General features: G+C 34.8%; 10 protein-coding genes. 8 read left to right on the forward strand and 2 right to left on the reverse strand.

The window, feature by feature from the left end:
• The first annotated feature begins 331 nt into the window (after positions 1 to 331).
• The 7 genes from dapB (at position 332) to HMPREF9144_RS01635 (ending at position 8,129) form a co-directional block, all read left to right on the forward strand.
• Positions 332 to 1,087: a 4-hydroxy-tetrahydrodipicolinate reductase gene (gene dapB, locus HMPREF9144_RS01605; protein ID WP_006044059.1), complete on the forward strand. Its 756-nt coding sequence runs from the start codon at positions 332 to 334 to the stop codon at positions 1,085 to 1,087.
• Positions 1,088 to 1,136: 49 nt separating this feature from the next.
• Positions 1,137 to 2,675: a S26 family signal peptidase gene (locus HMPREF9144_RS01610; RefSeq protein ID WP_006044060.1), complete on the forward strand. Its 1,539-nt coding sequence runs from the start codon at positions 1,137 to 1,139 to the stop codon at positions 2,673 to 2,675.
• 93 nt (positions 2,676 to 2,768) lie between these two features.
• Positions 2,769 to 3,398, forward strand: a complete 630-nt coding sequence (locus HMPREF9144_RS01615) for a WbqC family protein (protein WP_006044061.1) — start codon at positions 2,769 to 2,771, stop codon at positions 3,396 to 3,398.
• A 150-nt stretch (positions 3,399 to 3,548) separates the two neighbouring features.
• On the forward strand, positions 3,549 to 4,154 hold the full coding sequence (locus HMPREF9144_RS01620) for a hypothetical protein (protein ID WP_040595487.1): 606 nt from the start codon (positions 3,549 to 3,551) through the stop codon (positions 4,152 to 4,154).
• Between the two features lie 119 nt (positions 4,155 to 4,273).
• The gene (locus HMPREF9144_RS01625; RefSeq protein ID WP_040595352.1) at positions 4,274 to 5,206 is read left to right on the forward strand and encodes a YitT family protein; all 933 of its coding nucleotides are present in this window, start codon (positions 4,274 to 4,276) and stop codon (positions 5,204 to 5,206) included.
• Between the two features lie 768 nt (positions 5,207 to 5,974).
• Positions 5,975 to 6,421: an HU family DNA-binding protein gene (locus HMPREF9144_RS01630; protein ID WP_006044066.1), complete on the forward strand. Its 447-nt coding sequence runs from the start codon at positions 5,975 to 5,977 to the stop codon at positions 6,419 to 6,421.
• 406 nt (positions 6,422 to 6,827) lie between these two features.
• Positions 6,828 to 8,129 (forward strand): histidine phosphatase family protein, encoded by a 1,302-nt coding sequence (locus HMPREF9144_RS01635; RefSeq protein ID WP_040595353.1) that lies wholly within the window; start codon positions 6,828 to 6,830, stop codon positions 8,127 to 8,129.
• A gap of 108 nt (positions 8,130 to 8,237) precedes the next feature.
• Here the strand turns inward: HMPREF9144_RS01635 and HMPREF9144_RS01640 are convergent, their stop codons facing one another.
• Positions 8,238 to 9,539 (reverse strand): UDP-N-acetylmuramoyl-tripeptide--D-alanyl-D-alanine ligase, encoded by a 1,302-nt coding sequence (locus HMPREF9144_RS01640; RefSeq protein ID WP_006044068.1) that lies wholly within the window; start codon positions 9,537 to 9,539, stop codon positions 8,238 to 8,240.
• A gap of 376 nt (positions 9,540 to 9,915) precedes the next feature.
• Here HMPREF9144_RS01640 and HMPREF9144_RS01645 point away from each other — a divergent pair, with 376 nt between their 5' ends.
• Entirely contained in the window at positions 9,916 to 10,572 is a 657-nt protein-coding gene (locus tag HMPREF9144_RS01645; RefSeq protein ID WP_040595354.1) for a hypothetical protein, read from the forward strand.
• Positions 10,573 to 10,803: 231 nt separating this feature from the next.
• On the opposite strand, the gene pnp is transcribed toward HMPREF9144_RS01645, so the two are convergent.
• A complete protein-coding gene (gene pnp / locus HMPREF9144_RS01650; protein WP_006044072.1) occupies positions 10,804 to 13,020 on the reverse strand; it encodes a polyribonucleotide nucleotidyltransferase in 2,217 nt (738 codons plus the stop codon).
• Between the last annotated feature and the right edge of the window lie 333 nt (positions 13,021 to 13,353).

Below are 13,353 nucleotides of genomic sequence, written 5' to 3' on the forward strand. Positions count from 1 at the left end.
ACAGAATCGTAATCTTAAAAGATAATACGATAAAACAACAATTGAGAATCTGTGCTAGATGATTTTTACAGAATAACGCTGTTGAGGGTAATACTATAAGTTACTTAAAAGATAATATTAGAAACCAATGCTAAAAATTGAGGCTAAAAAACTATATGAGAATTTATGCTTGAGTCTCCTTATCTGAAAAATATTCTGTAAGTTATATGGATTACATTAAAAATAATAAATATTTTTTGTTTTATCTACTAATTCCACTAACTTTGCAACGGTATAAGAGCTATTCTATAATACTTTTGTGCAGAAATAAAACGATATAAAGAGAAACAAAATGAAGATAGCATTAATAGGTTACGGCAAGATGGGACACATGATTGAGCAAATTGCCCTCGAACGTGGCCATGAAATTGTTTGTAAAATAGATAAAGACAATCAAAAAGATTTTGATTCCCCTGCTTTTGCAACTGCTGATGTCGCTATAGAGTTTACAACTCCTACGGCTGCTTATGATAATTATTTAAAAGCTTTCGCACACAATGTAAAAGTTGTTAGTGGATCTACAGGTTGGCAACACGAACATAAAGCCGATATTGAGCGTCTTTGCACGGAAGGTGGACAAACTTTATTCTGGGCTAGTAATTTTTCTATCGGTGTAGCTATATTTTCTGCGGTAAATCGTTATTTAGCCAAAATAATGAATAATTATCCTCAATACGATGTTACAATGCAAGAAACGCATCATATACATAAGCTTGATGCTCCTTCTGGAACTGCAATTACTTTGGCAGAGGATATTTTAACCAATATTGCCCGTAAAACAAAGTGGGAAAAAGGAAAACAAGTTACAGCTGATGGTAAGGTTATCCCTGCTAAAGAGATGGCTGCTGATGTTCTCCCTATTGATTCTATTCGTGAAGGCGAAGTTCCTGGTATTCATAGTATATGCTACGATTCTGATGCCGACAAAATTACCATTACACACGATGCGCACAATAGAAAGGGCTTTGCTTTAGGAGCTGTTTTAGCTGCAGAATATACAAAAAACCATAAAGGTTTGCTATCTACAAACGATTTATTTCAATTCTAAAAAAAATAATGTTCACATTGTAGAACTAATAAGAATAATTTTATAACCAATGATTGATAAAGAAAAGCAAAAGCTCGACCCAAAGAAACAGTGGGCTAAATTTATTATTGTAGCAATACTCTATCTCGCTTTCTTGTTTTGGGTAAAAAGCTGGTGGGGACTCATCGTGTTACCTTTTATTTACGATGTGTACATTACGAAGAAAATAAAATGGCAATGGTGGAAAAACTCAGAAGGTCCTATTCGTTTTATTATGGGTTGGGTAGATGCCATTGTTTTTGCACTTGTTGCAGTCTATTTTATCAATCTATTCTTCTTCCAAAACTATGTAATTCCTTCGTCTTCGCTCGAAAAGTCGTTGCTAACTGGCGATTATCTTTTTGTTTCTAAATTAAGTTACGGACCACGCATTCCGCAAACTCCGCTTACAATGCCTTTAACACAACACACACTACCTTTCTTTAATATAAAAAGCTACATAGAATTTCCACATTGGGAATATCGTCGTGTGCCAGGTTTAGGCAAAGTTAAGCTGAACGATATTGTTGTTTTCAACTATCCAGCAGGCGATACTATTGTAAGCGAACCGCAATATCAAGCTGACGATTATTATAGAATGGTTTACGAAATGGGAACAAGTTTGCTAATGCAACAAAATCCGAAGCTTGCAGCTACTAAAAAGAATGCTTTACAACAACGAGCTTTCTACGATAAAGCATATACTCTTGGACGAAACTACATTCTGAATAATGTGGCTACGTATGGCGAAATTGAATCGCGTCCTACTGATCGTCGAGAAAACTACGTAAAACGTTGCGTTGGTTTACCAGGACAAACTCTCCAGATAAAGAATAAAATTGTATATTTAGATGGAAAACCAAATAAAGAGCCTGAAAATGTAGAATATGCTTATTTAATTAAGTTCAACAATATAACTGCTGCCGACTTAATGAGCGAGCGATACGACGATTTTCGCAAAGAGTTAGGCATAAGCAACGAAGATATTCAGAGTCTTAGTCGTTTGCACGGCTTCGATGTTGAACAAGGATCAGTGCTAAATCAGGCAGCTTTACAATACGATGGTTATATGCCGCTCACAAAACGTGCAGTAAATGCATTGAAACAACGTGGTTTAGTTAAGGCAATTCGTCCTGTAACCGATAAAGATATATATACAGGTTCTAATTATCCACGTAATTCCGACCTTGGTTGGAAAGTATGGACACGCGATAATTATGGTCCTATTTGGATTCCTGCAAAGGGAAAGAGCATTAAGCTTACATTAGACAATCTACCAATTTACGAGCGTTGCATTAAAGTTTACGAAGGAAATAAACTTGATGTAAAGAATGGTAAAATATATATTAATGGTAAACCTGCAACTTCGTATACGTTTAAGATGGATTACTATTGGATGCAAGGCGATAATCGACACAATTCTGCCGATAGTCGATATTGGGGATTTGTTCCAGAAGACCATATTGTGGGTAAACCATTATTTATATGGTGGTCGAGCGACCCAGATCGTCGTGGATTTAGCGGCATACGGTGGAACCGATTGTTTAGTTGGGTTGATAATATAAAATAACACATTAATAATATAAAATAGCATTGTTCGAAAAAGTCTACTAAGGCAGACCTATCCAACAATGCTATTTTTTTCGTTTATTCTAATTTCTTTATGCTTCCTGCACTACTTTCCTCTGCTTATTTTGCACCCATTCAGTGGTTTCAAAAGCTGAATAGGTACGATTTGTGTTTAATAGAACAGCACGACCATTTTGTAAAGCAAACTTATCGTAATCGATGTGTTATTGCAACAGCAAACGGACAGCAAACTCTTTCTATTCCTGTAGAAAAGTTCGATAATAAAAAATGCGAAATGTGCGATGTTTGCATTAGCGATCACGATAATTGGCGACACCAACATTGGAATGCACTACTTTCGGCATACGGCGAAAGCCCTTTCTTTGAATATTACCAAGACGACATTCGCCCATTCTTCGAAAGAAAATGGAAATATCTTTTCGATTTTAATACAGAAATAACATATACACTTTGCGAATTGCTCGACTTGCAACCTAATATCTGCTCCACGAATGAGTTTATACCAATCAACAAAAATAACGATTTCATCGGAGAATATGCTGATTTTCGCGAAGTAATACGTCCGAAACACCCACTTGCAGATAAAGATTTTGTACCAATGCCTTATTATCAAGTATACGAACCTAAAATAGGTTTCCAACCTAATCTTAGTATTCTCGATTTACTTTTTAATATGGGAAACGAATCTATATTCTATTTGTAAGCGCATATTCGTAACGCATCACCAAAACAAATAATTCTTAAAAGTTTATTACCCTTTCGTTTCGTTTATTAATTTTACAGATAATTGTGTGTAGCTAAATTTACAAATTCAAATATAAAGTTTATCTTTGCAACTATAAAACCAACAGCTATGCAACGTAAAGTTTTATTATTATTTATCTTTATAATCCACCTTACTATAGCTTGTGCTCAACAAGTTCAAGTTTGCGATGGTGTAACTAATTTACCCATTCGCGATGTGCTTATAGCTGTAAATGGAAAACATTTTGGAAAAACCGACTATCGTGGCATAATAAATCTTCCTGTTGCTTACGAAACTGCTACATTCTCTAAAGTAAAATACCATACAGAAACACTAACACAAACCGAAGTACAAAAAGACACCGTGTTTCTTTTTCCTGAAAAACAATCGCTTGGCGAAGTTGTTGTGTGGGGAAAACACATTGTGAATGGTAGAGAGTTACTTAAACAAATGCCAAAACGCGATATACTGGATAAAGCTCCAAAACATGATATCCGTGAATTTGATATAGGTTTAATGCTCGACAAACGCCTCCGCCGCGATAAAGAACATGTAAGAAAGCAACGCGAAATATTTAAAACGTTCGATGGAATTAATACAGAAGACCCCATTTTGCGTGCCTATAACGAAACAAAAGCAGAACAAGAACGCAAAAATATAGAAAAAGAAATAGAGGAGAAACACAAAAATGCAGATGCTAAAATAGAGAAATAGTTTTTTCTGCAATGTTGCTTATAGTTTTCTTTGTGGCAAAAAATATGTTTTTGTGCCTTATAAGTCGCTTTATCCAATATAAATCGCTACTTTTGCAAAAAATAAATAGACTTAAATTAATGGAAATTTCTATTTCAAAAAAAGTTCTTTATCGCGAGGTTATAGATTACATTATGATAGCCCTCGGATGTATCTCGTATGGCATTGGTTGGACCATTTTTTTACTACCAAACGACATTAGTACAGGTGGCGTTGCAGGTTTATCGTCTACTGTTTTCTGGGCTTTAAACATTCCAGTTTCCTATACTTACTTTGTTTTAAACGCCATTTTATTAACGGTAGCATTAAAAACACTTGGTTGGCGCTTTTGCGTTAAAACAATTTATGGTGTGTTGGTTATGACTTTTGCTACAGGTTTCTTGCGAGGATATTTTCCACACCCTACAATTATGCACGAACAGCCATTTGTTGCCATGCTTATAGGTTCGTTATTCTGTGGAATGGGTTTAGGTTTTTGTCTTTCTTATAATGGAAGTTCAGGCGGTTCTGATATTGTAGCCGCTATTGTAAACAAATATCACGATATTTCCCTTGGTCGAGTATTAATTTTAGTAGATACTTCTATCGTAACATTAAGTTATTTGGTTTTGAAAGATTGGGAACGTGTTATTTATGGTTATCTCTCGTTGTTTATAGTTTCGTTTGTGTTAGACCAAGTGGTAAATGCAGGCAGACGTTCCGTTCAGTTCCTTATTATTTCCGAACGATATAAAGAAATATGTAAACAAATTGTAGAAACTCCGCCTCATCGTGGCTGTACTATTATTGATGCTCACGGCTATTATAGCGGACAAACCACAAAAGTTGTATTGGTTGTTACCCGACAGCGCGAAGCAAGAACCCTTTATCATCTTATAAACGATATAGATCCACATGCTTTTGTTACTCAAAGTCAAGTAATGGGTGTGTTCGGAGAAGGGTTCGATAAGTTTAAAATAAAGAACAAGAATAATAAAAAACATTTAGAAACAATTTCTTTAGAAGAAAAATAGCCCCCAAAAACCTATTTCGGTGTGTTAAGAACACGTTTCTTAATGCACCGTTTTTTTCTGCCTCTTGTTAATACCCACATACTTTATTTCGCATTGCGTAAAAACAATAAGTCAAACAAAACTATTGTTGCTAATTTTTATTGTTGCATTTTTTTTATTTTCTTATTTAAAATGCAACGATTTATAATTATAAATTTCAAAAATCTAATTACAAAATTATTTTTTTTAATTATAGTTTTTTCGTGCTGTAATTGCAGTGCATTATAAGCAGCCATAAACTTGCCTCTTAACATCTATAAAGGTGCAAACTCTTAAACGCTGGAATAAAATTCATGTCATTTTCTATATACCATATTCTTATGCGAAAATATGATTAGGCTACACAGTTTTTCGTAGTTTCTTATTTTAGTTATTAAGCTTTCTATTAAAGGATAGTAAACCACAGTGAAGGCTCTGATAAAGAGCACAATAGCTATTAAATTTAAGATAACAAAAAGCATATTATACATATAAAACGAACAAAAAAACTACTACCCACTACCTTTTTAACAAAAAGTTTATAAAACATAAATAGCTGAAACACAATAACATTTATGCCTTTTTCTACACTTTTAAACCGACTGCCACAAAACTACCCACAAAACTATACCTCTTTTACTTTGAATGGGGCTATTGAGTTTGTAACTTTGCACCATCGCACGGTAAAAAGCACTTGTGTGCGACAAAAAAAGCAAGTGCTACTTTTTATTAATCTTAATATATCAATTTATGCATTATTCAATTACAAAAAGAAAAATGGGTGTTGGACCCAAAAAAGGCACAACAATGTATGTTGCCAGAGCAGTTTGCCAAAAACAACGTGTAACTTTCGATAAACTTTGCGAGTTTATGGCAGATGGTTCCACAGTAAGTCAAGCAGATGTTGCAGCTGTTTTTTACAAATTCCGAACTGTATTAAACTTACTTTGTTCGCAAGGTAACATTGTAGATGCGGGACCGCTTGGCACATTCCGTCCTACTTTTACTGCGAAAGCTGTAGAGAAAGAAGAGGATTTTAAGCCTGCTACTCACATTAAAAAAACTATGGTTTTGTTTAGACCAAGTGTCGATTTCAGAACATTACACGATGTTGAGTATTTTAAAATTCCTGCTTACGACAAAACAAAAGGTAAAAAGAAACCTGAAGGTGGCGGAGGCTCACAACCACACCCATAAAAAATGTTTTGAAATTGAAAGAAACTGAATTAGAGATGCACTAGAAATGGTGCATCTCTTTTTTTGTATCATATAAATATGCAACAAATCAAATACGAAATATTTTTATATTGCAGGCTTAATGCGTAAAAAGACAGAAAAGTGAGTAGGATACCAATAAAAAAAACGACACCTTTTTGGAAATAATAGTGTAAACTGTATATGCTGATAGTACAGTTTTATAACCATTTGAGTTTAATAAAACAAAACTTTTTGTTCTAATACACATTCTCCTAACACCGTCTCTTTGTATTCGCTAAAAAAATAGCTATCTTTGCACAAAGAGGCAATGTGTGCTGTAGTGATTCAACATACAAAAATAAAACTCTGATCATTTAGATAAACTCAATATAAACACTATAAGGATATGAGGAAACATTTAATTTTGCTATGTATAATGGCTATTTTGTTGCCGTTACACACAACAGCACAATCGTTTAAAAAAGAAATTTATGCTAAACCAGAACTTTCGGCAAACAATTATCTTGCTTATCCTACGCCATCTGGAAAGCTAACTCCACCGCCAACGGGCTATATTCCGGTGTATATTTCGCATTATGGAAGGCACGGTTCGCGTTATCTTATTCACGATTATCAATATTTACGTCCATTACAAATACTAGAAAAAGCCGATTCTATAGGTGTTCTTACCAGTAAAGGAAAAGAAACTATAGCAAAAATACGCCGTATGTATGCCGAAGCATATAACAGATGGGGCGAACTTACACCATTAGGAGCAGAACAACACAAGCAAATAGCAAGAAGAATGTACAAGCGTTTTCCTTCTGTTTTTAAAGATTCTGTATGGGTAGATGCAAAATCGACGGTTGTTATTCGTTGTATTTTATCGATGGAAAACGAACTTCAGGAGCTTATAAGGCAAAACACACGTTTAAAAGTGCGTTGCGATGCCAGTGCACACGATATGTATTATATGAATCTTTCGGATAAAAAACTAATGTTACAAAAAGAAACCGAAGAAGTGAAAAATGCACAAAACGATTGGGATAAGCAACATTTAAACTTCCGTCCATTAATATCGCGACTTTTTACAGATAGTAGTTTTGTAGATAAAAACATAAACGTTGGACAATTTGTGCGCGATTTGTTTAGTCTGGCAGGTATTGTTCAGAATTCTGAAATACGCCATTCGTTATCGTTATACGATATTTTTACGCCCGACGAATTATATTCTCTCTGGCAACGGTCTAATGTTTGGTGGTATTTACATTATGCAGGAGCTCCACAAAATGGAGGAAACCAACCTTTTTCGCAGCGAAATTTGCTACGAAAAATAATAACCGAAGCCGATTCATGTTTATCGCTCCCACATCCAGGGGCAACTCTTCGCTTTGGACACGATACAATGATAATGCCTTTAACCTGTTTATTAAACCTTAACAACTATAATGTACAAGTGTTTAATCTTGACAGTTTGGAAACAAAAGGTTGGAACAGTGCACATATATTTCCAATGGCAGCAAATATTCAGTTTGTTTTTTATAAGAATCCTAAGAAACCCAAAGCCGATATTCTTATAAAAGCATTGCTTAACGAGGAAGAAGTTACAATGCCATTGCCTAAGACTTCTACTCCTTATTATTATAAGTGGAACGACTTTAAAACATTCTACCTTAAACTGCTTAATAATTACAAAGAACCGCAATAAAAATGGGTAGAAAGAGGAATAAATGAACAGAAAAGCGTATAGAAAGTTGCTTCTTAATTTACTGTTAGCAAACTTTTTATACGCTTTATATTTTTATTTTGCTATTGTTTATAGCAATTTTGGTAGTTCGTATAGCTTTGTGCCATTACTACCTTTTATTAGTATATAATGGTTTTTAGGCATATTGTGAGCTAATTCGGCTTTCACCTCTTCTACATCTTTAAATTTTTGGAATGTAGTTTTGGTTTTTCCAAATTCATCGCCCACAAGCCACACATTTGTAATGCCTGCTGCAAGCAGCAAATCTACTATTTTTTGATGTTCTTCGGCAGTAACATCTCCTAATTCTCGCATATCTCCAAGTATTGCCATTTTATTTTTTACAGCCATTAATCGGAAGTTTTCTATGGCAGCAGCCATACTTGAAGGGTTAGCATTGTAGGCATCAACAATAAGTTTGTTGTTTTGTGTTTCGGTTAGCTGAGAACGATTATTGCTTGGCACATAATTTTCTAATGCGTGGCAAATTTGTTGTGTTGAAACGCCAAAATGCAAACCTATAGCAATGGCAGCCAACATATTATCTAAATTATATGCACCTACAAGATGGGTAAGAACTTCTTTCCATTCGCCTCCAGCCTCATGCCAACGGAAGCGAAGAAAGGGTGCACAATCTACAATTTCGCCTTGTATATTTGCAGTTTCGTCTTGACCATACGAAACAATTCGTTCAAAATTGCGTTGTTCAGCCATTTCGGTAAGGTCGGTATTACTTTCGTTTAGGAAAAGTAAACAATTGTGTGCTTTCAAATAATCGTAAAGTTCGCCCTTTGTTTGTTTCACACCTTCAAAACTTCCAAAACCTTGCAGGTGAGCACGCCCTACATTTGTTATTAATCCACAGGTAGGTTCTACATATTCTACCAACTTTTTAATATCTCCCTTATGAGATGCTCCCATTTCTATTACAGCAATTTCGTGTTCGGGACGTAAACATAACAAGGTTTTAGGTACACCTACATCGTTGTTAAAATTGCCTTCTGTGTGCAATACATTATATTTCTCTGCCAAAACAGCCGAAATTAGCTCTTTCGATGTAGTTTTTCCGTTTGTTCCAGTAATACCAATCACAGGAATTTGGAATGTACGGCGGTGTTCTCTTGCTATTTCTTTGTAAGCCACAAGAGCATCGTCTACAAATATAATATGTTCGTTTCCTGCTTCAGCATATTCTTTCTCGTCTACAATAGCATAACTGCACCCTTTTTCTAATGCAGCTTTTGCAAATTTATTACCATCGAACGACGCTCCTTTCAGTGCAATAAATATACTTCCTTTGGGACAATTGCGACTATCTGTGGTTATTACGGGGTGTTGTTCGTATAGTTTATACAATTCTTTGCTGTCCATATCTTCGTTTTTTATACATACAAAGGTAATGGAAATAGTAGAAACATCAAAAGAAAGACGCTGCTTTTATTCGAGTCTATACAGAAAAGAAAGCATTCTTAAAAGCACTATGCCTATAGAAAAAAGCATTATCGGCAAGTATCTATCAATAAACACAAAAATATAGAAACGCCTTATATGATTTGTAGAAGTGGAACGACATAAAAAAACTTGAGAAATGCAGTTTATTTTCAAAACAGAAGAAGATATAAAAATAATACATTAACTTTGTCCTATCAAACAAGAGAAATACCGGTGTAATACGGTTCGTGTTTGGGCACAAACTAATTTAAAGTAACAGATGTTGTTACAAAGAAAAACAAAAGATAAAAAATGTATGAAACCAATCTATTATAAAAAAAGCATTATCGGGCTACAATGGCTTATCTTCTTTGTTTATGTAGGCTTTCTTTTTATAGAATGTTATAAAACAAACAACGAAGTTGTGTTCGTTAATATTCCTATTAAGTATAATAATGAGCAATGCCCAACTCAAGATGTTGGAATTAGATTTACTAAAGGGGGAAAAATTACTCCAGCCAGTATGCAATTTTCATCTGATAAGTTCCCTGATAAAGAATTTGAAGTTAATAATTTTGATGGAGTTTTATTTTTAAAAAGTATTTACTGGAATAAGGAAGAACGTCCTACATTTTTAGGTTGCTGTATAGAACAAAAACACTTACAAGATAATGAACGAGAAATTCCATGTTTCTTATCAGCACAAAAAAAGGATATATATCACTACATTGCACTAGTGTCTTATGTAAAAAGCGAACACATCTTTTTTCTAATTACACTTATAATTGCAATGTTAGCAATAATGCTCTTTTTTGTTATAAAAGTTAATTATTCGCCTATATTATTCAATTTAGCTGGAACTGCAGCTATATTTTTCTGCTTTACACCTCCAATAGCTTTGTTTTTGATACTTATAATATACTTTCTTCCTTCCAAAGAAAGAATGAAGAAAATAATAATGGGTAAAAAATAAAATTTTAGCGGATAATGAACACAACCTATTTTGGCAGGAAATAGACAGGCTTTGAAATTGATTTTTAACCACAAAAAAGCACAAATTCATCAACAAATAAATAGGCTTATAAATAAAAGTTCCACAAATTCAATAGAATTTGTGGAACTTAAAATTAATATTTGTTCTTAAAATAATTAGTTGTAATTTGTTTGTAAGAAGAAAACCATATATGGTTATATTTCTCTACAATTAAGAACGATGATTATTGTCGCGATGTTGGCGACGTTCTCCTCTTTCTCCACGTGGGCGACGCTGAGGTTCTACATATCCTTCTGGCTTTTCGAGCAAACAACGGTGTGAAAGTTTATATTTACCAGTTTTAGGATCAATATCAAGAAGTTTAACCGAAATTTTATCGCCTTCTTTTATTCCAGCTTCTTCAACTGTTGCTAAGTGTTTCCAATCAATTTCAGAAATATGAAGCAAACCATCTTTACCTGGTAAAATCTCAACAAAGCAACCATAAGGCATAATAGAACGAACTGTACCTTCGTAAACTTCTCCTATTTCTGGTACGGCAACAATTGATTTAATTTTGCCCATTGCAGCATCAATTGCAGTTTTATTGGGTGCAGAAACCTGAATTTTACCTACACCATCAACTTCGTCAATGGTAATAGTAGCTCCACTTTCTTCTTGCATTTGCTGAATTATCTTACCACCAGGACCAATAATAGCACCAATAAATTCTTTTGGAATTTCGAGAGTTTCAATTCTTGGTACTTGTGGTTTCATTTCCTTACGTGGTTCAGGAATTGTTTCTGTTATTTTATCAAGAATATATTCGCGAGCTTGTTTTGCTTGCATAAGTGCTTTCTCAAGAATTTCGAATGAAAGTCCATCACACTTTATATCCATTTGCGTTGCTGTAATACCATCGCGAGTACCTGTAGTTTTAAAGTCCATATCGCCTAAGTGGTCTTCATCGCCAAGAATATCACTAAGTACAGCATATTTCTCTTCGCCAGGATTTTTTATTAAGCCCATTGCAATTCCTGAAACAGGTTTTTTGATAGGAACACCCGCATCCATCAAAGCAAGTGTACCAGAACATACGGTAGCCATAGAAGAAGAACCGTTAGATTCTAATACCTGACTTACGAGACGTACTGTATAAGGAAAATCTTCTGGTATCATTCCTTTCAAACCACGCCATGCTAAATGTCCATGTCCTATTTCACGACGACCAACTCCACGTTGTGCTTTTGCTTCGCCAGTGCAGAAAGGAGGGAAATTATAATGAAGAAGGAAACGTTGGTAACTCTTATCGAGCACATTGTCTACCATCTTTTCGTCTAACTTCGTTCCTAATGTACAAGTTGCAAGTGCTAATGTTTCGCCACGTTGGAAATAAGCACTTCCATGAGGCATTGGTAATGGATTAACTTCGCACCAAATTGGACGAATTTCATCGCAAGCACGGCCGTCCATTCGTTTACCTGTATCAAGAACACTACGACGCATTGAGTCGCGTTGTACATCAGCAAAATATCTTTCTATTTCTGCGTGTTTTTCTTCAAGGTCGTCTTCAGAGAGTTCTGTATGTGCAGCATCGTAACGTTCTATGAAGTCTGTTTTTATTTTATCGTAAACTTCCTCACGATGTTTCTTATCGTCGTCGCCACTTTGTGCCTGTGCGTAGCAAGCATCGTATGTTTCTTTCTTAACTTGCTCGCGAAGTTCTTCATCGTTTATTTCATCGCAATATTCGCGCTTAACATCTGTACCAAGTTCTTTTGCAAGTTCTTCTTGAATTTCGCACATTGGTTTAATAGCATCGTGTGCAGCTTTCAAAGCATTAATAAGATCTTGCTCAGACACTTCGTCCATTTCGCCTTCTACCATCATAATATTATCTTTGGTAGCACCAACCATTATGTCCATATCAGCTTCTTTCATCTGTTCGAAGGTTGGATTTATGACATATTCTCCATTAATTCGTGCAACACGAACTTCAGAGATAGGATATTCGATAGGTATATTTGAGCATTGCATAGCTACAGATGCTGCAAAACCTGCCAATGCATCGGGCATATCGATACCGTCAGCGGAGAGAAGCATTACGTTAACAAATACTTCTGTGTGATAATCTGAAGGAAAAAGTGGACGAAGAACACGGTCTACAAGACGTGAAGTTAGTATTTCATCATCGTTAGCTTTGCCCTCGCGTTTAGTAAAACCACCAGGAAATCTACCTGCAGCTGCGTATTGTTCGCGATAATCTACTTGCAAAGGCATAAAGTCTGTACCTGGAACTGCCTCTTTAGCTGCACAAACTGTTGCTAAAAGCACAGTGTTACCCATTCTAATTACTGCTGCGCCATCAGCTTGTTTTGCAACCTTTCCAGTTTCAATTGTGATGCTTCTTCCATCAGACAATTGAAGAGTTTTCGTAATTACGTTCATCTAAAATTTAAATACTTATTGTTTTGACCTAACATCATAAAGAAATGTAAAAACTGCGAAAAAAGTAAAAGAACAAATAGAAATTTAACTTGTTAAGCATTTTACATTTCCACATAACTTTTTAAAATCGCACAAATTTAATGATTAATTGCTTAACAGACGAATAAAAGCTCATTTATTTTATTGTTCATATTGCTTTCACATACTTTCTACGTAGCTATAGAACATTATTTATATTCATTTTACTTTGTTTGTTAAAAAACTATCTTGTATACAGCAAACTTTGCAACTTGGTTGCATATTCTTTTATTTAACTTTGTCGCAAAATTAGTA

The organism is Prevotella pallens ATCC 700821, assembly GCF_000220255.1.
Classification (GTDB): domain Bacteria; phylum Bacteroidota; class Bacteroidia; order Bacteroidales; family Bacteroidaceae; genus Prevotella; species Prevotella pallens.

What these genes read in the sequence shown, in the direction of transcription:
- dapB (WP_006044059.1), top strand. Translation starts at nt 332, where the DNA reads ATGAAGATAGCATTAATAGGTTACGGCAAGATGGGACACATGATTGAG.
- HMPREF9144_RS01610 (WP_006044060.1), top strand. Translation starts at nt 1,137, where the DNA reads ATGATTGATAAAGAAAAGCAAAAGCTCGACCCAAAGAAACAGTGGGCT.
- HMPREF9144_RS01630 (WP_006044066.1), top strand. Translation starts at nt 5,975, where the DNA reads ATGCATTATTCAATTACAAAAAGAAAAATGGGTGTTGGACCCAAAAAA.
- HMPREF9144_RS01645 (WP_040595354.1), top strand. Translation starts at nt 9,916, where the DNA reads ATGAAACCAATCTATTATAAAAAAAGCATTATCGGGCTACAATGGCTT.
- pnp (WP_006044072.1), bottom strand. Translation starts at nt 13,020, where the DNA reads ATGAACGTAATTACGAAAACTCTTCAATTGTCTGATGGAAGAAGCATC.
- HMPREF9144_RS01635 (WP_040595353.1), top strand. Translation starts at nt 6,828, where the DNA reads ATGAGGAAACATTTAATTTTGCTATGTATAATGGCTATTTTGTTGCCG.
- HMPREF9144_RS01615 (WP_006044061.1), top strand. Translation starts at nt 2,769, where the DNA reads ATGCTTCCTGCACTACTTTCCTCTGCTTATTTTGCACCCATTCAGTGG.
- HMPREF9144_RS01640 (WP_006044068.1), bottom strand. Translation starts at nt 9,539, where the DNA reads ATGGACAGCAAAGAATTGTATAAACTATACGAACAACACCCCGTAATA.
- HMPREF9144_RS01620 (WP_040595487.1), top strand. Translation starts at nt 3,549, where the DNA reads ATGCAACGTAAAGTTTTATTATTATTTATCTTTATAATCCACCTTACT.
- HMPREF9144_RS01625 (WP_040595352.1), top strand. Translation starts at nt 4,274, where the DNA reads ATGGAAATTTCTATTTCAAAAAAAGTTCTTTATCGCGAGGTTATAGAT.